Origin of the sequence: Streptomyces racemochromogenes (assembly GCF_039535215.1) — a bacterium.
Taxonomy (GTDB): Bacteria; Actinomycetota; Actinomycetes; order Streptomycetales; family Streptomycetaceae; genus Streptomyces; species Streptomyces racemochromogenes.
This window is the reverse complement of sequence record NZ_BAAAWT010000001.1, coordinates 5,654,090-5,672,792: the sequence shown is the minus strand read 5'-3', so window position 1 is coordinate 5,672,792 and position 18,703 is coordinate 5,654,090. Positions and strand designations below refer to the sequence as shown.

20 protein-coding genes are annotated in these 18,703 nt (G+C 71.8%); 3 read left to right on the top strand and 17 right to left on the bottom strand.

Annotated elements, in window-relative coordinates; genetic code table 11:
- The first annotated feature begins 5 nt into the window (after positions 1-5).
- On the top strand, positions 6-1,562 hold the full coding sequence (locus ABD973_RS26070; RefSeq protein ID WP_345502391.1) for a serine hydrolase: 1,557 nt from the start codon (positions 6-8) through the stop codon (positions 1,560-1,562).
- Between the two features lie 18 nt (positions 1,563-1,580).
- Positions 1,581-2,549, top strand: a complete 969-nt coding sequence (locus tag ABD973_RS26065) for a pseudouridine synthase (protein WP_345502389.1) — start codon at positions 1,581-1,583, stop codon at positions 2,547-2,549.
- Here ABD973_RS26065 and ABD973_RS26060 read toward each other — a convergent pair.
- From ABD973_RS26060 to ABD973_RS26000, 13 genes are all read right to left on the bottom strand, one after another.
- Positions 2,494-3,189 (bottom strand): TetR/AcrR family transcriptional regulator, encoded by a 696-nt coding sequence (locus tag ABD973_RS26060; RefSeq protein ID WP_125820595.1) that lies wholly within the window; start codon positions 3,187-3,189, stop codon positions 2,494-2,496. The two genes, ABD973_RS26065 and ABD973_RS26060, sit on opposite strands and share 56 nt — an antisense overlap.
- Positions 3,190-3,280: 91 nt before the next feature.
- Positions 3,281-6,133, bottom strand: a complete 2,853-nt coding sequence (locus tag ABD973_RS26055) for a DEAD/DEAH box helicase (RefSeq protein ID WP_125820596.1) — start codon at positions 6,131-6,133, stop codon at positions 3,281-3,283.
- A gap of 46 nt (positions 6,134-6,179) precedes the next feature.
- Positions 6,180-7,067 carry a diacylglycerol kinase gene (locus ABD973_RS26050; RefSeq protein ID WP_345502386.1) on the bottom strand — a complete coding sequence of 296 codons (888 nt, stop codon included), beginning with the start codon at positions 7,065-7,067 and terminating at the stop codon, positions 6,180-6,182.
- Between the two features lie 17 nt (positions 7,068-7,084).
- Positions 7,085-8,050: a twin-arginine translocase subunit TatC gene (tatC, locus tag ABD973_RS26045; protein ID WP_125820598.1), complete on the bottom strand. Its 966-nt coding sequence runs from the start codon at positions 8,048-8,050 to the stop codon at positions 7,085-7,087.
- A 53-nt stretch (positions 8,051-8,103) separates the two neighbouring features.
- Positions 8,104-8,394, bottom strand: coding sequence for a Sec-independent protein translocase subunit TatA (gene tatA, locus ABD973_RS26040; RefSeq protein WP_125600220.1), 291 nt, complete (start codon positions 8,392-8,394; stop codon positions 8,104-8,106).
- Positions 8,395-8,604: 210 nt separating this feature from the next.
- Positions 8,605-8,805 (bottom strand): hypothetical protein, encoded by a 201-nt coding sequence (locus tag ABD973_RS26035; RefSeq protein ID WP_125600217.1) that lies wholly within the window; start codon positions 8,803-8,805, stop codon positions 8,605-8,607.
- 23 nt (positions 8,806-8,828) lie between these two features.
- The gene (locus ABD973_RS26030) at positions 8,829-9,062 is read right to left on the bottom strand and encodes a CpXC domain-containing protein (RefSeq protein WP_007263172.1); all 234 of its coding nucleotides are present in this window, start codon (positions 9,060-9,062) and stop codon (positions 8,829-8,831) included.
- Between the two features lie 14 nt (positions 9,063-9,076).
- Positions 9,077-10,045 carry a helix-turn-helix transcriptional regulator gene (locus ABD973_RS26025; RefSeq protein ID WP_125600214.1) on the bottom strand — a complete coding sequence of 323 codons (969 nt, stop codon included), beginning with the start codon at positions 10,043-10,045 and terminating at the stop codon, positions 9,077-9,079.
- A gap of 51 nt (positions 10,046-10,096) precedes the next feature.
- Complete coding sequence (locus ABD973_RS26020; RefSeq protein WP_125820599.1) at positions 10,097-11,053, bottom strand: helix-turn-helix transcriptional regulator; 957 nt, start codon at positions 11,051-11,053, stop codon at positions 10,097-10,099.
- Positions 11,054-11,179: 126 nt separating this feature from the next.
- Complete coding sequence (locus ABD973_RS26015; RefSeq protein ID WP_125820600.1) at positions 11,180-11,569, bottom strand: FKBP-type peptidyl-prolyl cis-trans isomerase; 390 nt, start codon at positions 11,567-11,569, stop codon at positions 11,180-11,182.
- A gap of 31 nt (positions 11,570-11,600) precedes the next feature.
- Positions 11,601-12,605, bottom strand: coding sequence for an FKBP-type peptidyl-prolyl cis-trans isomerase (locus ABD973_RS26010; RefSeq protein WP_345502381.1), 1,005 nt, complete (start codon positions 12,603-12,605; stop codon positions 11,601-11,603).
- A 129-nt stretch (positions 12,606-12,734) separates the two neighbouring features.
- Positions 12,735-14,096 (bottom strand): Pup--protein ligase, encoded by a 1,362-nt coding sequence (gene pafA, locus ABD973_RS26005; protein ID WP_007263177.1) that lies wholly within the window; start codon positions 14,094-14,096, stop codon positions 12,735-12,737.
- A gap of 58 nt (positions 14,097-14,154) precedes the next feature.
- Positions 14,155-15,405, bottom strand: coding sequence for an MFS transporter (locus ABD973_RS26000; protein WP_125600204.1), 1,251 nt, complete (start codon positions 15,403-15,405; stop codon positions 14,155-14,157).
- 137 nt (positions 15,406-15,542) lie between these two features.
- Here ABD973_RS26000 and ABD973_RS25995 point away from each other — a divergent pair, with 137 nt between their 5' ends.
- Positions 15,543-16,541: a LacI family DNA-binding transcriptional regulator gene (locus ABD973_RS25995; RefSeq protein ID WP_125820602.1), complete on the top strand. Its 999-nt coding sequence runs from the start codon at positions 15,543-15,545 to the stop codon at positions 16,539-16,541.
- Between the two features lie 66 nt (positions 16,542-16,607).
- On the opposite strand, the gene prcA is transcribed toward ABD973_RS25995, so the two are convergent.
- From prcA to ABD973_RS25975, 4 genes are read right to left on the bottom strand one after another with little or no spacing between them, the layout of a single operon-like run.
- A complete protein-coding gene (gene prcA / locus ABD973_RS25990) occupies positions 16,608-17,372 on the bottom strand; it encodes a proteasome subunit alpha (protein WP_125598767.1) in 765 nt (254 codons plus the stop codon).
- 49 nt (positions 17,373-17,421) lie between these two features.
- Entirely contained in the window at positions 17,422-18,261 is an 840-nt protein-coding gene (gene prcB, locus ABD973_RS25985; RefSeq protein ID WP_125820603.1) for a proteasome subunit beta, read from the bottom strand.
- Positions 18,213-18,464 (bottom strand): endonuclease domain-containing protein, encoded by a 252-nt coding sequence (locus ABD973_RS25980; RefSeq protein WP_345502376.1) that lies wholly within the window; start codon positions 18,462-18,464, stop codon positions 18,213-18,215. The genes prcB and ABD973_RS25980 overlap by 49 nt, the downstream gene beginning before the upstream one ends.
- Entirely contained in the window at positions 18,418-18,630 is a 213-nt protein-coding gene (locus tag ABD973_RS25975) for a ubiquitin-like protein Pup (protein WP_042803062.1), read from the bottom strand. The genes ABD973_RS25980 and ABD973_RS25975 overlap by 47 nt, the downstream gene beginning before the upstream one ends.
- Positions 18,631-18,703: the final 73 nt, after the last annotated feature.

The following is an 18,703-nucleotide window of genomic DNA, read 5'->3' as shown; positions in this document are numbered from 1 at the left end:
GCGGCATGCGTACGCTCCGCGCAGTCGGACTGGCCGGGGCCGCGATGCTGCTCGGCGTCGCGGCCGCGCCCGCGGGCCCCGCTCCCCCGCCCCCGCCCGAGCCCCGCATCACCGACGCCGCCGTCACCGCCGCCGTGAACCGGCTCGACGCGACCATCACCGACGGCATGCGCCGCACCGGCGTCCCGGGGGTCTCGGTGGCCGTCGTCCACGACGACAAGGTCGTCTACCTCAAGGGCTTCGGCCTCCGCCGCACCGGCGACACCGCCAAGGTCGGCCCCGACACCGTCTTCCAGCTGGCCTCCGTGTCCAAGCCGGTCACCACCACCGTCATCGCCGGCGCCCTCCCCTCCCCCGACGCCTGGGACCGGCCCCTCGCCGCCACCCTCCCCGGCTTCGCCCTCAAGGACCCCTGGGTCACCTCCCACGTCACCCCCGCCGACCTCCTCTCGCACCGCAGCGGCCTCCCCGACCACGCCGGGGACCTCCTGGAGGACCTCGGCTACGACCAGGCGTACATCCTCGGCCACCTCCACGAGGAGCCGCTGGCCCCGTTCCGCGCGAGCTACGCCTACACCAACTTCGGGTTCACCGCCGCCGCCGAGGCCGTCGCCCGCGACCGCGGCGTGAGCTGGCAGAAGCTCAGCGAGGACACCCTGTTCAAGCCCGCCGGGATGACCCGCACCAGCACCGAGTTCGCCGCCTACGCCAACGCCCCCGACCGGGCGTCGGGCCACGTGAAGAACCCCGACGGCACCTGGAGCCCCCGCTACGTCCGCGACGCCGACGCGCAGACCCCCGCCGGCGGGACCAGCTCGACCGCCCGCGACATGTCCCGCTGGCTGCGGCTCCAGCTGAACACCGGCACCCTCGACGGCCGGCGCGTCATCCCCGCCGACACCCTCACCCGGACCCGAGTCCCCGAGATCGTCTCCCAGGCCCAGACCCCCCGCGGCACCCCGCAGTTCTACGGGCTCGGCTGGAACGTCAGCTACGACGACGCCGGCCGGCTGCGCCTGAGCCACTCCGGGGCCTTCGAGCTCGGCGCCAACACCCACGTCACCCTGCTCCCCCTGGAACGCCTCGGCATCGTCGTCCTGACCAACGGCTCCCCCGTCGGCCTGGCCGACTCCATCGCGCTCGACTTCTTCGACGTCGCCGAGCACGGCAAGCCCACCGCCGACTGGCTGCCGCTCCTCGCCGCCACGTACGAGCAGCTCGACTTCGCGCTCCGGTCCCCGACCGACTACGCCCACCCGCCCGCCGGCGCCAAGCCCGCCCGCGACGCCGCCGCCTACACCGGGACCTACGACAACCCCTACTACGGCCCCCTCACCGTCACCGCCGACGCCGAGGGCGGCCTGACCCTGTCCCTCGGCCCGAAGCCCCTGCGCTTCGCCCTGACCCACTACGACGGCGACACCTTCAGCTTCGAGACCACCGGCGAGAACGCCGTCGGCCGCACCGGGGTGTTCTTCTCCGAAGACGAGGACGGCGAGGACGGCAAGGTCCGCGTCGAGTACCTCGACCAGAACCACCTCGGCACCTTCACCCGCAGGTAGCGGCCTACCCTGGTCCCGATGACCCGCAGATCCCACATCCCGCCCGCGCCCCTCCCCCAGCAGGCCGGTATCGACCCGGTCCGGATGCGCCTGCCCCCCGACCACGAGGGCCGCTGGCCCACCCTCGGCGCCTACCTGACCGAGCGGTACGCCGGCACGCGCGGCTCCGAGTCCATGGCCCGGCTGCTCTCCGGCGGCCGGGTGCTCGGCGAGGGCGGGCGGGTGCTGCGGCACGAGGACCCGTACGAGCCGGGCGGCTGGCTCTGGTTCCACCGGGACATGCCGCCCGAGCCGGCCGTGCCCTTCCCGATCCGTGTGGTCCACCGCGACCGGCACCTCCTGGTGGTGGACAAGCCGCACTTCCTGGCGACCACCCCGCGCGGCACCCACGTCACCGAGACCGCCCTGGCCCGGCTGCGCCGGGAGCTGGACCTGCCGGCGCTGAGCCCCGCCCACCGCCTGGACCGGATGACGGCCGGGCTGGTGATGTTCAGCATCCGGCCCGAGGACCGCGGCGCCTACCAGCTGCTGTTCCAGCAGCGCCGGGTGCGCAAGGAGTACGAGGCCCTCGCGCCCCACGACCCCGCGCTGGAGCTGCCCCGGCTGGTCCGCAGCCACATCGAGAAGACCCGCGGGGTGATGGCGGCGGTCGAGGTACCCGGCGCCGAGCCGAACGCCGAGAGCCTGGTCGAGCTCACCGGCGTACGGGACGGGCTGGGCCGCTACCGGCTGACCCCGCACACCGGCCGCACCCACCAGCTGCGGGTGCACATGAACTCCCTGGGCCTGCCCATCCTGGGCGATCCCGTCTACCCGGTGGTCGCCGAGGCGGCGGACCCGGCGGACTACCGGCGCCCGCTCCAGCTGCTGGCGCGCACCCTGGCGTTCACCGACCCCGTCACCGGCGTCGAGCACCGGCTGGAGACCGGGCTCACCCTCCGGGCGTGGGAGGACCGGGCGGGCTGGGAGGCGGGCCCGGCGGCGTGAGCCCGGCGATCCGCAGGGCCGCGTCGGCCGCGGCCTCCGCGAAGACCGCGACCGGCCGGCCGGGATCGGAGCGGCGGACCAGCATGACGCCCTCGATCAGGCCGAAGACCAGGTCGTTGCGCAGGGCCAGCCCGCCCCGCTCCCGCGCCAGTTCGGCACCGGCGGGGGTGGCGGCGAGCAACGCCCGGTAGCCGTCGCGCAGTTCCCCGCGCATCCGGCGGAACCGTGCCAGCCGCGGCTGCCTCAGCTCGGGCAGCAGGTAGAGGGCGCCCAGGTCGTACGGGCCGCCGCACAGCAGCAGCACGTCCGAGCGGCACAGCTCCCACAGCCGCAGGGCGGCCGGCCGGGCGTTGTCGGCCAGCAGCCTGCGCACCAGGGCCAGCGAGGGCGCGACCGTGGACTCCAGGAGTTCGGCGAGGAGTTCCTCCTTGGCGCCGAAGTAGTGGTACATCGTGGCCTGGCGCATTCCGGCCCGTTCGGCCACCGCCCGGGTGGTGGTGGCCGCGTACCCCCGGACGGTGAACAGTTCGGCCGCCGCGCAGAGGATCTCCTCGCGCGGCGGCCGGCCGCTGTCCCGTCTCAGCCGGTCGGCGCGCGGCCGGCCGACCCGTCTCGGGCCTTCGCCCGTTCCCCCGCTCATACGCCCGATCGTCGCACAGCACACCGGCGAGGGATCATGGCAAGAGGTCAGATCCGGCCGTCGGGGGCTTCGGACGAAGCCCCAAAACCGCCTAGCCGACCGAGCTGTAGGCCACTACGCCCCGCAGCAGGGCGTCGACGGCCTTGCGGGCGTTGCGCGCGACCGTGCTCCCGCCCGCCGAGGACGGCGGGGCCGTCGAGGCGGGGGCCGCCTGCGCGATCTGCCCGAGGACGTCGATGACCTGCTTGCACCAGCGCACGAAGTCACCGGCCGGCATCTCCGCCTCGCGCAGCACCTCGTCCAGGCTCTTGTCGGAGGCCCACTGGTAGGCCGCCCACGCGAAGCCGAGGTCCGGCTCGCGCTGGCCCACGCCCTCCGCCTGGTTGATGCGGTGCTCCTCCTCCAGCGCGTCGAGCCGGCCCCAGATGCGGACCATCTCGCCCAGCGCCGCCTTCGCCGCGCCGCCCGGCACCTTGGGCGGTGCCGCGTCGTCGGACTGCCGGGCCTCGAAGACCAACGCCGAGACGCAGGCGGCCAGTTCCGCCGGGTTCAGGCCCTCCCAGACGCCCTCGCGCAGGCACTCCGAGGCCAGCAGGTCCAGCTCGCCGTAGAGCCGGGCCAGGCGCTTGCCGTGCACGGTGACCTCGTCCTCGCGCAGGTAGTCCAGCTCGGTGAGCAGCGCGTGGATGCGGTCGAAGGTGCGGGCGATGGTGTTCGTCCGGCCCTCGATGCGCCGCTCCAGCTGCTGCGTGTCCCGCTTGAGCCGGTGGTAGCGCTCCGCCCAGCGGGCGTGGTCCTCGCGCTCGTCGCAGCCGTGGCAGGGGTGCGCCCGCAGTTCGGCGCGCAGCCGGGCGATCTCGCGGTCGTCGGCCGCGGCGGCCCGGCCCGGCCGGTGCCGCTTCGGGTCGATGTGGCCGGCCTTGTTGCGCAGCGCCGTCGCCAGGTCCCTGCGGGACTGCGGGGAGCGCGGGTTGAAGGTCTTGGGGATCCGCATCCGGTCGATGGCCTCGACCGGGACCGGGAAGTCGATCGACGCGAGCCGCTTGACCTGCCGCTCGGCGGTGAGCACCAGCGGGCGCGGGCCCTCGTGGTACTCGTACCCGCGGTGCCCGTTGCTGCGGCCGCCGGGCACGCCCGGGTCCAGGACCAGTGCGAGGCCGGCGAACTTGCCGGTGGGGACGTGGATGACGTCGCCCGGCTTGAGCTTCTCCAGCGAACTGGCCGCCTGGGCCCGGCGCTGGGCCGCGCCCTGCTTGGCGAGGTCGGTCTCGCGGTCCTTGAGGTCGCGGCGCAGCCGCGCGTACTCCTCGAAGTCGCCGAGGTGGCAGGTCATGCCCTCCTGGTAGCCCTCCAGGCCCTCCTCGTTGCGCTGGACCTGCCGGGAGATCCCGACGACCGAGCGGTCGGCCTGGAACTGCGCGAAGGAGGTCTCCAGCAGTTCGCGGGAGCGGTGCCGGCCGAACTGGGAGACCAGGTTGACGGCCATGTTGTACGAGGGCTTGAAGCTGGAGCGCAGCGGATAGGTGCGGGTGCCGGCGAGGCCGGCGAGCTGCACCGGGTCCATGCCGCGCTGCCACAGCACCACCGCGTGGCCCTCGACGTCGATGCCGCGCCGTCCGGCCCGGCCGGTGAGCTGGGTGTACTCGCCGGGGGTGATGTCGGCGTGCTGCTCGCCGTTCCACTTGACGAGCTTTTCCAGGATGACCGTGCGCGCGGGCATGTTGATGCCGAGCGCGAGGGTCTCGGTGGCGAAGACGGCCTTGACGAGGCCGCGTACGAACAGCTCCTCCACGACCTCCTTGAAGGTGGGCAGCATGCCCGCGTGGTGCGCGGCGATGCCCCGCTCCAGGCCTTCGAGCCACTCGTAGTAGCCGAGGACGTGCAGGTCCTCGGTGGGGATGGAGGCGGTCCGCTCCTCGACGATCTCGCGGACCCGCAGGCGCGCCGTGTCGTCGTTGAGCCGCAGGCCCGCGTACAGGCACTGCTGGACGGCGGCCTCGCAGCCGGCCCTGCTGAAGATGAAGTTGATGGCGGGCAGCAGGCCGTCGTTGTCGAGGCGGGCGATGACCTCGGGGCGGCCCGGGGTCCAGATCCGGCCGCGGGAGCGGCGTTCGCGCTCGCGGTCGGCCTCGCGGACCATCTTGCCGCGGCGCCGGTCCTTGGGGCTGTAGCCGCGGCTGTTCTCCTCGCGGGCCATGCGCAGCAGGTCGGGGTTGACCTCGCGGCGGGCGGAACCGCGGCCTCCGTGGTCGGACTCCTCCTCGAAGAGGTCGTAGATCCGCCGGCCGGCCATCACGTGCTGCCACAGCGGTACGGGGCGCTCCTCGGAGACGATGACCTCGGTGTCGCCGCGGACGGTGTCGAGCCAGTCGCCGAACTCCTCCGCGTTGGAGACGGTCGCGGAGAGCGAGACGAGGGTCACCGACTCGGGGAGGTGGATGATCACTTCCTCCCAGACGGCGCCCCGGAACCGGTCGGAGAGGTAGTGCACCTCGTCCATCACGACGTAGCCGAGGCCGCCGAGCGCCTGGGAGCCCGCGTAGAGCATGTTGCGGAGCACCTCGGTGGTCATCACGACCACGGGGGCGTCGCCGTTGACGCTGTTGTCGCCGGTCAGCAGGCCCACCTTGGCGGCGCCGTAGCGCTTGACGAGGTCGGCGTACTTCTGGTTGGACAGGGCCTTGATGGGCGTCGTGTAGAAGCACTTGCGGCCCTGTTGGAGGGCGAGGTGCACGGCGAACTCGCCCACGATGGTCTTGCCCGAGCCGGTCGGGGCGGCCACCAGGACGCCCTTGCCGGCCTCCAGTGCCTTACAGGCTTCGATCTGGTACGGGTCCAGGTCGAATGCGTACATCTCGCGGAAGGGGGCCAGGGCGGAGGCCTCTTCGGCGGCGCGGATCCGGGCAGCGGCGTACCGCTCGGCGGGTGAGAGTTCTTCGGTCATCTTGTCTTCGAGACTACCCGTCGCCTCTGACAACAGTCGCGATCATTTATGTGAGGAGCCGGACCGCCCCGGGAACGCACTCGGCGGTCACCGGGAGGGCGCCCAGCGGCTCCCCGTCGGCGTAGGCGGTCAGGTCCGGGGCTTCGAGGGTGACCTTGGCGGCGCGGTGGACGGTGACCTTGGGGTGGGACAGGTGCGTCCCCTTGTAGACCTGCGGGAACACCGTGAGCAGGGTGCCGCGGCCGCAGTCGCCGACCACGGTGACGTCGAAGAGCCCGTCGTCGGGCAGAGCGTCGGCGCATATGCGCATCCCGCCGCCGTACGAGGTGCCGTTGCCCACCGCGACGAGGGTGGCCTCGGTCTCGATGACCGGGCCGTCGTCGAGGGTGATCCGGTAGGGGAAGGGCCGGAAGGCGGCCAGCTCCAGGGCGATGGCCAGGTCGTACTTGAAGCGCCCCAGCGGCAGCCGCATCCGGTTGCCGCGGTCGTTGACCCGCGAGTCGAAGCCGGAGCACAGCACGGTCCCGTACCAGCTGCCGGCCGCCCGGCCGAGGTCGATCTCCCGGATGCGGCTCTCCTTGAGGGCCTCGGCGGCCAGCCGCCCGGCGCCCGCGGGGTCGCCCACGGGCAGCCCGAGGGAGCGGGCGAAGTCGTTGCCGGTGCCGGCCGCGACCACGCCGAGCGGGACCAGCGTCCCGGCGAGGGCCTGGAGGGCGAGGGAGACCACCCCGTCGCCGCCCACCGCGATCACCGCTCCGGTGCCCCCGCGGACGGCGGCGCGCAGCCGGTCCAGGGCGTCGGAGGCGTCCGTGCCGACGACGGTCCGTACGCAGAAGCCGGCGGCCCGGAGCGCGGAAGCGGCCGGCCGCGCGGCGTTCGCGCCCCGGCCGCGTCCCGCGGTGGGATTGACGAAGAGGGTGATCTCAGCGGTCACCCACCGGAACCTACCTGTCAGGTGGCGTCGTCGTAACCGTTGATCTGGCGGCGTCCGCCGTCGTCCTGGCCGGGCAGCGAGGAAGCGGACGGGGCGGCTTCGGCGGCACCGATCGGGGCCGGGGTCAGGTCCAGCTCGGATGCCTCGTCGTCGTCGAGCCCGGCGTCAGGGTCGTCGCGCCGGCGCCTGCGGTCGTTCAGCAGGCAGATGCCCAGGGCGATGAAGTAGAGGGCGACGATCGGGGAGGCGAGCGTGAGCATGGTGAGCGGGTCGCCGGTGGGCGTCGCGAAGGCCGAGAAGACCGTGATGCCGAGCACCATGGCGCGCCACCAGCTGCCCAGCCGCTTCGCGGTGAGGACGCCGGTGAAGTTCAGCAGCACCAGCATCAGCGGCAGCTCGAAGGCGAGGCCGAAGACCACGACCATGCGCGTGACCAGGTCGAGGTAGTCGTCGACCGGGAGCAGGTTCTTGACGTGGTCGGGGGTGAACCCGAGGAGGATCTCCGCGGTCTGCGGCAGGATCTTGTACGCGAGGACCGCGCCGGCGACGAAGAGCGGCGCGCCGACGGCGACGAAGCTCAGCGCGTACTTCTTCTCGTTCCTGTGCAGGCCGGGGGCGGCGAACGCCCACAGCTGGTACAGCCAGACCGGGGCGGAGAAGACGATGCCCGCGGACAGGCCGACCTTCAGCGCGATGGAGAAGGGCGCGGTCAGGCCGTTGGTGGTCATCTCGGCGCAGGGGGCGCCGTTGCGCTGGTGCGTGGCGCCGTTGGTGCAGCCCACGGACGACAGCATCGGCTCCAGCAGGAAGTCGATGATCGGCCGGTAGTAGTAGGCCGCGACCACCGTGATCACGACGATCGCCAGAACCGACTTCAGCAGCCGGTTCCTCAGCTCACGCAGGTGCTCGACGAGCGGCATCCGCCCTTCGGCGTCCTTCGCCTGCCGGTCCTTTTTCCCCTGCTTGCGGGCAGACTTGAGCAACCCACGTCCCTTGTCTCGTTGCAGTGACTGGCGTGACGGGCGACCGCCGCGCGTCAGCCCTGGGTGGTGCGGTTGGTCTCGTTCACCGGCCGGGCGCTGGTGACGTCACCGGGCGAGGCCTGGATGGTCCGGGGGGCCACGGGCTGCTGCGCGGCCTGGTCGGCGGCGGGAGCGGCGTCGGCGTCGGCCTCGCCGTCCTTCTTCATGGCCTTGGCCTCGCTCTTGAGGATGCGGGCCGACTTGCCGAGCGAGCGGGCCATCTCGGGGAGCTTCTTGGCGCCGAACAGCAGCACGATGACAGCGATGATCAGAAGGATCTCAAGGGGCTTCAGATTGCCGATCATGTGTGTCTTCCTTCTCACCGAAACGGCTGGTTGTGGTGGCCTTGGGCGATACCGGACAAAGATCCGGTACCGCTCTGACATGGATCGTAACCCCCGAGGGTTAACGCCCGGCAATCCCCGGGGGTACCCGCGAGTGCCTGCCGCACCGACGGTACGGGTCCGGCTCCGCGGTTTCCATATCCAGAGGACTACATGCTCGTGGCGCGACCGCTACGGGGCCGCCGCCCGCCCGGCCCGGGCGAGGTCGGCGGCGGCCCGTTCCAGGTCGCCCGAGGCCTCGGTGATCCGGCGGCTGGCCAGCGCGACCTGCCCGGCCAGCCGCCGCACCTCCAGGAAGACCCGCAGGGCGAGGACGGACAGGACGGCGAGCCCGAGGAACCCCAGGACGATCGCGAGCATCGGCCACAGCATGCCCAGAGCCTAGCGCGCCCCCCTCACACGCTGCGCAGGGTGCTCACTCCCCCGCCCGTCAGGAGCTCCACGATGCGCTCACCGGCGGGTTTGCGGACGGCCGCCGCGCACTCGGGGCAGGTGAAGGAGTAGAAGGTGGCGCGCCGGCTGCCGCCGATCGCCAGCCGCAGCGCGTCCGCCGCGAGCTCGAAGCGCGCCCGGCACTCGGGACATGCCGCCTTGAACGTGACCGGTACGAGACCTGCTGACCGCGACATCGCTCCCGCTCCCCCTAGACCTGTTCCCCGTACCCCGCGAGTGCCTCTCCAGCGGCCTTCCGGGCGCTGTCCGCCAGCTCCGGAGGCGACACGATCCGACCGTCGCGGCCCAGGCGCAGCGCGAGCCGGCGCAGCGAGGCCGGGTCGGGGCTGCGCAGCGTGATCCGCAGGCCGCCGTCGGTGAGCTCCTCGGCGCTGTCGTGCGGGTAGTACTCGGCGACCCAGCGGCCGCCGGGGCCCACCTCGACCACCACCTCCGGGTCCTCGGCGGCCGGCTGCACCAGGCCCACCGACAGGTCGCGGGGCTCGATGGCGGGCGGCTCGGCCCGCTCGTCGAGGAGGCGGATCTCGGCGACCCGGTCGAGCCGGAAGGTGCGCCGGGCCTCGGACAGGTGGCACCACCCCTCCAGGTAGGTGTGCCCGACGGCGAAGAGGCGGATCGGGTCGACGGTGCGCTCGGTGAGCTCGTCGCGGGCGGGCGAGTAGTAGCGCAGCCAGAGCCGGCGCCGCTCGGAGATGGCCCGGTCGACGTCCGCGAAAACGCCGCCCTCGGACTCGAAGGTCACCGACAGCCGGGAGCTGGCCCCGGCGGCCTCGCCGGCGGCGGCCTCCAGCTTGGCGGTGGCCCGCAGGAGCGCGTCCCGGTCGCTCTCCCGCAGCCCCGGCAGGGTCGCGACCGCCCGGGCGGCGACCAGCAGGGAGGTGGCCTCGTCGGCGGCGAGCCGCAGCGGCTCGGCGGTGGACTCCCCCGAGGCGTCGGCGTTGTGCCACCAGATGCGGTCGCCGTCGGTGTCGATGTCGAGCAGGTCCCCGCCGCGGAAGCTGGTGCCGCACATGGGCAGCACGTCGAGGTCCGAGATCAGCTCGTCCTCGGTGATCCCGAAGGCGCGGGCGACGTCCGCGACGTGCGCGCCGGGGCGCTCGCGCAGGTAGGTCACCAGGGACAGCATCCGGCGGGTCTGGTCGATGGCGTTGGCGGCCATGCTGCTACGTCTCCCCCTCAGGGCGTTGCTGCTGTTGTTGTTCGGGCGGGTTCAGCCCCGGGCGACGGCGCGGAGCCGGTCCACCACGTCGGCCCGCAGGTCGGCCGGCCCCACCACGACGACGTCGGGGCCGAACTCCACGAGCCAGGCGTCCAGCCCGTGCCCGTAGGGGATCTCCAGCTCGTCCCAGCCGTCGCCGCCCTCACGCACGGCCGTGGCCTTGGCCCGCAGCGGGTAGCCCGCCCCGGCGCGCAGCCGGATCAGCGCCGAACGCTCGGCGCCCTCACCGGCCCAGGCCGCCACGGTCTCCCGCACGGTCACCACGTCCGGTACGTCGGCGGTGTACTTCCCGGCCCGGGAGCGGACCTTGCCGGTGATCCGGGAGAGCCGGAAGACCCGCTCCGCCCCGCGGTCGCGGTCGTAGCCGGCCAGGTACCAGTGACCGCGCCAGCACTCCAGGGCCCACGGCTCCACCTGCCGGGGCTCGGGCCGGGCGGCGTTGGACTTGCGGTACTCGAACACCACCGGCCGCCGGTCGCGGCAGGCCAGCATCAGCGGCTCGAAGGCCGCCTCGTGGACCGGGATCCGCGGTTCGATGGCGCTGTGCTGGCCCTCGTACGGGTCGCCCGCCTCCGGCATCCCGCCCGCGCGGAGCTTCTGCAGCGCGCCGCTGGCCGCCCCGGCCAGGCGCGCCTGCTGCCACACCTTGGCCGCCAGCCCCAGGGCGGCGGCCTCCTCGGCATCCAGGGAGACGGGCGGCAGCCGGTTGCTGTCCCGGCGGGCCAGGTAGCCGGTCTCGCCCTCCAGGTTCTCCACGGTCTCGATCACCAGACCGAGCTCGCGCAGATCGTCCTTGTCCCGCTCGAACATCCGGTTGAAGGACTCGTCGTTCCCTGCTTCGAGGTAGGCCTCGATGGAACCGCGCAGCTCACGCTTGCTGAGGGGACGGCGCGTCCCCAGCAGGCACAGCGCCAGGTTCATCAGCCGCTCGGCCTTGGCGATCGCCATCGACGCCCTTCCCCCCACTCTTCGGCACACACTCGTGACCGTTGACCGTACCGCCCCCACGGTCCCCGGCAAAAGCGAGGGCCCCCGCCTCACGGCGGGGGCCCTCGGTGATCACAGCGGGTGAGATCAGACGCGCATCAGGTCGCAGACGAAGATCAGCGTCTCGTTCGGCTTGATGGCGCCGCCGGCACCGCGCTCGCCGTAGGCGAGGTGGGCCGGGATGGTCAGCTTGCGACGGCCGCCGACCTTCATGCCCTGGACACCCTGGTCCCAGCCCGGGATGACCTGGCCGATGCCCAGGATGAACTCCAGCGGGGCGCCGCGGTTCCAGGAGGCGTCGAACTCCTCACCGGAGGAGAAGGCCACGCCCACGTAGTGGACCGAGACCTTCTTGCCGGCCTCGGCCACCGGGCCGTCGCCCTCCCAGATGTCCTCGATGACCAGGTCGGCCGGGGCCGGACCCTCGGGGAAGTCGATCTCGGGCTTCTCGAGCTCGCGCACGGAACTGCTCCTCATACGTACGAAACGATGTACAACCGGAACAGTCTTACACTGCTCCGACGATGTCGACGACGAAGACGAGGGTGGAGTTGGCCGGCAGGTCCTCACCCTTGGCCTGGTCCTTGTACGCCATCTCCGGCGGGATCACCAGCAGCACGCGGCTGCCGACCTTCTTGCCCACCAGGCCCTTGTCCCAGCCCTCGATGACCTGACCCTGGCCGATCTTCGTCGAGAACGGCTGACCGGTCTTCCACGAGGTGTCGAACAGCTTCGCCGAGTCCTTGCCCTGGTTCGGGGCCCACGCCGCACCGCTGTACTGCATGTAGACGGTCTGGCCGTTCTTGACCTCGGGACCCTTGCCCTCGATCAGGACCTTGTCGACCAGCTCCTTCGGCGGGTCGTTCTTCGGGATCGTGATCGTCGCGGCCTTGTCCTCGTCGGCCTTCACCTGCGGGAGGTCGGACGCGATCGGCGCCTGGGTCCCCTCGGCCTTCTTCGGCAGCACGGAGTCCACGTCGAGGACGAACACCAGGTTGTCCTTCGGGCCGACGCCCAGCTGCGGCTGGCCCTGCTCACCGAAGGCCGCCGCCGGCGGGGCCACGACCAGCAGACGGCTGCCGACCTTCTTGCCCAGCACCGCGTCACTGAACAGCGGCAGGATCTGCGGCGAACCCGCCGGGACGACGAGCGGCTGGCCGTTCTCGTCGTAGGAGCCGCTCAGCTCCTTGCCGCTCTTCCAGACCTTGCCCGTGTACTTCGTGACCACGAGATCGTCCTTCTTGATCTCCGGCCCGCTGCCCTCCTTGACGGTGTTCACCACGAACTTGCCGCTCGGCTCGCCCTTGGGGACGGTGATCTCCGCCTTCTTGCCGGCCTCACCGGCGACCGTCGGCATCGGGTCGGCCGACGCCACCGCCTTCGGCACCTCGGTCTTGCCGGCACTGGCCGACGGGGACGCCGAGGAGTCCTTCTTCTCGTCGTCGCCCCCTCCGCAGGCCGCGGTGAGCATCAGAGCCGGCACGATGAGCGCGGCAGCAAGTCGGCGTCGCACAATGGTCCTCAGGGTCGCTGGAATGGTCCGTCGTAGCGGCCCACTCTACGGGCTGACCCCTGCGCGACAAGGCGGTGGCGTGCGGGAACCCCGCACGCCACCGCGTACGGGGTTCCCGGCCGGACCGCGTCACATCCCGGCGATCAGCTTCTCCACCCGGTCGTCCACCGACCGGAACGGGTCCTTGCACAGAACCGTGCGCTGCGCCTGGTCATTGAGCTTCAGGTGCACCCAGTCGACCGTGAAGTCCCGCCGCTGCTCCTGCGCCCGGCGGATGAAGTCGCCGCGCAACCTGGCCCGGGTGGTCTGCGGGGGCACCGACTTGCCCTCGAAGATCTTCAGGTCGTTGCACACCCGCGCCGCCTGCCCCTTGCGCTCCAGCAGGTAGTACAGGCCCCGGCGACGGTGGATGTCGTGGTACGCGAGGTCTATCTGGGCGACCCGCGGGTTGGACATCGTCATGTTGTGCTTGGCCCGGTACCGCTCGATCAGCTGGTACTTCATCACCCAGTCGATCTCGGTGCCGATCCGGTCCAGGTCCTGCGCCTCGACGGCCTCCAGCGTGCGGCCCCACAGCTCCAGCACCTGCGCCACGACGCCCGTGTTGATGCCCCGCCGGTCGGCGAAGTCGAGCGCCTTGTCGAAGTACTCCCGCTGGATCTCCAGCGCCGAGGCCTCCCGGCCGGAAGCCAGGCGCACCTTGCGCTGGCCCGTGATGTCGTGGCTGACCTCCCGGATCGCCCGGATCGGGTTCTCCAGGGTCAGGTCCCGCATCACCGTCCCCGCCTCGATCATGCGCAGGACGAGATCGGTGGCACCCACCTTGAGCAGCATCGTCGTCTCGGACATGTTCGAGTCACCGACGATGACGTGCAGCCTGCGGTAGCGCTCCGCGTCGGCGTGCGGCTCGTCGCGGGTGTTGATGATCGGACGGGAACGGGTCGTGGCGGAACTGACGCCCTCCCAGATGTGCTCGGCCCGCTGGCTGACGCAGTAGACCGCGCCCCTGGGCGTCTGCAGCACCTTGCCCGCGCCGCAGATCAGCTGCCGCGTGACGAGGAACGGAATCAGGATGTCCGCGAGGCGGGAGAATTCTCCGTGCCGGGCCACGAGATAGTTCTCATGACAGCCGTACGAATTGCCCGCCGAGTCGGTGTTGTTCTTGAAGAGGTAGACGTCGCCCGCGATTCCCTCCTCGTGCAGGCGGCGTTCGGCGTCGACGAGCAGGCCCTCGAGAATGCGCTCGCCCGCCTTGTCGTGAGTGACCAGTTCGGTCAGGTTGTCGCATTCGGGTGTTGCATATTCCGGATGCGAACCCACGTCGAGGTAGAGGCGGGCGCCGTTCCGCAGGAAGACATTGCTGCTGCGGCCCCATGACACAACACGGCGGAAGAGGTAGCGCGCCACTTCGTCAGGAGACAGTCGGCGCTGTCCCCTGAACGTGCACGTGACGCCGTACTCGTTCTCCAGCCCGAAAATGCGGCGGTCCATGACTGAACATTACGCCTTCCGCACACTTCTGAAACCGAGTTCGAGAACGGCGTTCCGGTCAGTTCTTGATCAACGGCTCCCGGACGGCCTCCGCCGCACCCTCCGCCGACCCCGCCACCGCACGGCTGCGCCCCGCACCGGCCATCGCCCGCTGAGTCAGCATCAGCACCAGCAGCGCCGCCGCGCCACCACCACAGGCCACCGCGAAACCGGCCGGCACACCACCCCGTTCCAGCGCCGGACCCGCCGCCGCCGTACCGATCGCCGCACCGACCCCGAAGAAGGTCACCAGCCAGGAGAAGGCCTCCGTCACCGTGCCCGCCGGCGCGTGCCGGTCCACCACGATGAACGCACACGCCAGCGAAGGCGCCAGGAACACGCCCGCCAGCGCCGCCAGCGCCGTCATCGCCACCGGACCCACGTCCAGCAGCAGCGGCAGGTAGCAGACGGCCAGCAACGCCACCAGCAGCCGCAGCCGCCGCTCCGGCGCCCCGGCCCACTGCCGCGCCCCGTAGAACACCCCGCCGACCAGCGCGCCCAGGCCCACCGCCGCCATCAGCCAGCCGTACACCGCCTGCCCGCCGTTCTCGTCCGCGTACGCCACCGCCGCCACCGCGATCGAGCCCAGCGCCATGCCGATGAAGAAGAACGCCCCCAGCAGCGCCAGCAGCCCGCGCGAGCGCAGCGCGCCCAGCCAGTGCGCCTCGCGCGGCGCCGAACGCCAGGTCCGCGAAGGCTTCGAGAGCACCACCACCAGCACGCCGACCAGACCGACGCCGTTCAGCACCAGCAGCGCCACCGCCGGGGACCACAGGGCCACGCACAGGGTGACCAGCAGCGGCCCGACCGTGTACATGATCTCCTGGGCCACCGCGTCCATCGCGTACGCCGCGTGCACCCGCTCCTCACGGCCGCCCAGCACCCCCGGCCACAGCGCCCGCAGGCCGCCCTCCAGCGGCGGGGTGAACAGACCGGCGACCACCATCGCGGCGTACGCGGCCGCCACCGAGCCCGTACCGGCCAGCGCGAGCCAGACCATCCCCGCCGCCGACACCAGGGCCGCCGGCAGCTGCACGCGCGGCTGCCCGTACAGGTCCACCGCCCGGCCCAGCAGCGGCTGGCCGACGGCGTTGGCGACCCCGTACACGGCCGCCAGCGCGCCCGCCAGGCTGTAGCTGCCGCCCTGGTCCCGGACGAAGAGGACGATCGCGATCGCCGCCGTGGCGTTCGGCAGCCGGCCTATCAAGGTGCCCGCCAGCAGCCTCGCGGCATACCTGGTCCTGAGCAGCTCCGCGTAACCCGCGGCCATGACCGCCCCCTTCTGCCCGGACCCACGCCCGAGGTAATACGTATAACGAGACACGTCATACGTACCATGGCGGCAGACCCGGGGTCCACCCGGCGACCCCCCCACACCCGCCCCACCTCGCATTCCAGGAGCTACCTGTGACGAGACCCACCAGCCGCGACGTCGCCACCGCCGCCGGGGTCTCCCAGGCCACCGTCTCCCTCGTCCTCGGCGACAAATGGCGCGGCCGCGTCTCCGAACGCACCGCCGCCCTCGTCCGCGAAGCCGCCACCACCCTCGGCTACCGCCCCAACCTCGCCGCCCGCAACCTCCGCCTCGGCAGCACCCGCACCGCACTCCTCGTCGTCCCCGCCCTCACCAACGAGTTCTTCGCCCGCGTCTACACCGGCGCCGCCCGCGTCGCCGCCGAACACGGCTTCGGCGTCGTCCTCTACCCCTCCCCCGAAGGCACCGGCCCCGCCCGCGACCCCTTCGCCTCCGCCCGCGCCGCCCTCGACGGCGTCATCGCCTCCTCCATGGCCACCGACGCCCTCGACGCCCTCGGCGGCGACGGCCTCCCCCTCGTCATGCTCGACAGCGACCCCGCCTCCGGCCGCGCCGCCGCCCACGTCAACCTCGCCATCACCGACGGCATGCACCAGGTCACCCACCACCTCCTCGGCCTCGGCCACCGCCACTTCCTCCACCTCGCCGCCGACGTCGACACCTGGACCTTCGACATCCGCGCCCAGGCCCTCGCCACCCTCCTGCGCCCCCACGCCACCCTGCGCACCGCCCGGGCCGCACTCACCGTCGAGGCCGCCCGGGAGGTCGCCGGGACCGCCCTCGCCGACCCCGCCGACCGGCCCACCGCCGTCATCTGCGACGACGACATCCTCGCCGCCGGCGTCTGCAAGGCCGCCCGGCGCCTGGGCCTGCGCGTCCCCGAGGACCTCTCCGTCACCGGCGTCGACGACCTCGCCCTCGCCACCGCCGTCGAACCCGAGCTCACCACCGTCGCCCTCCCCGCCGAACGCGTCGGCGAACAGGGCATGACCGCCCTCCTCGCCGTCCTCGACGGCACCCCCTGGACCGCCCCCGAGATCCCCGTCCGCCTCACCGTCCGCGACTCCACCGGCCCCGCCCCCGCCGCCTGAGGCCCCGGACACGCGAAAGCCCCGGCCCACCCCTCACGGGGCGGGCCGGGGCCCACGCACCACCGCCTACTCGGCGTCGTCCTCCGACGCCTCGTCGTTCGAGACGGCATCCGCCTGCACCGCCGCCGGGACGTCCGCCTCCAGCAGCCGCGCCAGCTGACGGCCCCGGATCCGCTTGAACTTGCGCTGCTGCGACCGCGTACGGTCCAGTACCGCGACCTCCAGCCGCTCCGCCGGAATGGCCTTGTCCGCACCGTTCGCCTGACTCGACAGCGCCTGCACCGCCAGCTTCAGCGCGTCCGGCAGGCTCATCCCGTCCTGGTGCCGCTGGTCCAGGTAGGTGCTGATCTGCTCGGCGTTCCCGCCGACCGCGACCGAACCGTGCTCGTCCACGATCGAGCCGTCGTGCGGCAGCCGGTAGATCTGGTCACCCGCGGCCGTCGCACCGACCTCGGCCACGACCAGCTCCACCTCGTACGGCTTCTCGCCGGCCGAGGAGAAGATCGTGCCGAGCGTCTGCGCGTACACGTTGGCCAGACCGCGCGCCGTCACGTCGTCACGGTCGTAGGTGTACCCGCGCAGATCGGCGTAGCGCACGCCGCCGATCCGCAGGTTCTCGTACTCGTTGTACTTGCCGGCGGCCGCGAAGCCGATCCGGTCGTAGATCTCGCTGAACTTGTGCAGCGCACGGGACGGGTTCTCGCCGACGAACACGATGCCGTCGGCGTACTGCAGCACGACGAGGCTGCGGCCGCGGGCGATGCCCTTCCGGGCGTATTCCGCCCGGTCGGCCATGGCCTGCTGGGGTGACACATAGAACGGAGTCGACACCGGTTATCCGTCCCTTTCTTCTGGGCGCCTGGGCGCGAGACGAGGATGGTCAGAGCAGGGCGGCGCGCGGTCCGTCGGGCTCCTGGAGCCGACGGTCCGTCACCTTGCGGGCGAGCTCCTGCGACTCGTCCTCGTCCAGCCTGCGGAAGCCCTCGTCGGTGATGACGGTGACGATGGGGTAGATGTGGCGGTACAGGTCCGGCCCGCCGGTCGCCGAGTCGTCGTCGGCGGCGTCGTACAGCGCCTGCACGACCAGCGTGGTGGCCTGCTCCTCCGACAGGTCGGGGCGGTACAGCTTCTTCATCGAACCCCGGGCGAAGATCGAACCGGAACCGGTGGCGGCGTAGCCGTGCTCCTCGGAGCGGCCGCCGGTCACGTCGTAGGAGAAGATCCGGCCCTTCTCCTTGGCCTCGTCGTAGCCCGCGAACAGCGGCACGACGGCGAGCCCCTGCATGGCCATGCCCAGATTGCTCCGGATCATGGTCGAGAGCCGGTTGGCCTTGCCCTCGAGCGACAGAGTCGCCCCCTCGACCTTCTCGAAGTGCTCCAGCTCCAGCTGGAACAGCTTGACCATCTCCACGGCCAGGCCGGCCGTACCGGCGATGCCGACCGCGGAGTACTCGTCGGCCGGGAACACCTTCTCGATGTCCCGCTGCGCGATCATGTTCCCCATCGTCGCCCGCCGGTCACCGGCGAGCACGACCCCGCCGGGGAAGGTCACGGCGACGATGGTCGTCCCGTGCGGCGCCTCGACGATCCCCTCGGGCAGCCGCCGGTTCCCCGGCAGCATCTCGGGCGCGTGCGCACCCAGGAAGTCCATGAAGGACGACGACCCCGGCGTCAGGAAGGCTGCCGGTAGACGCCCTGTGCTACGAGTGTTGGGTTCCACAGGTTTCCTTCCACGTAAGCGGCTGCACGCCTCATGACGTCCGGCCGATCCTTGTACCGCCCCATGGCTGCGCGGCAGCCGGACAGTGCGCCTCGGACCATACCCGTCTGATGATCACTAAGGCAGTCAGACCTTCGAATCGAAGGCAAAAGGGGCCTACTGGCCACCCTTCTGAACGAACGACCGCACGAAGTCCTCAGCATTCTCCTCGAGTACATCGTCAATCTCGTCAAGAACCGAGTCGACGTCGTCGGAGAGCTTCTCCTGCCGCTCCTTGAGGTCGGACTGCGCTTCCGCGGCCTGCTCCTCGACCTCTTCGGTCGAGCGAGTGGCCTTCTGCTGTCCGCCGCCGGTGTCCTTGGTCGCCATGTCTACCTCACCCCGCTCGGTTCGCACGCTCACACGGAGAGACCCCGGGATTCGGGACCTCTCAAGATCAGAC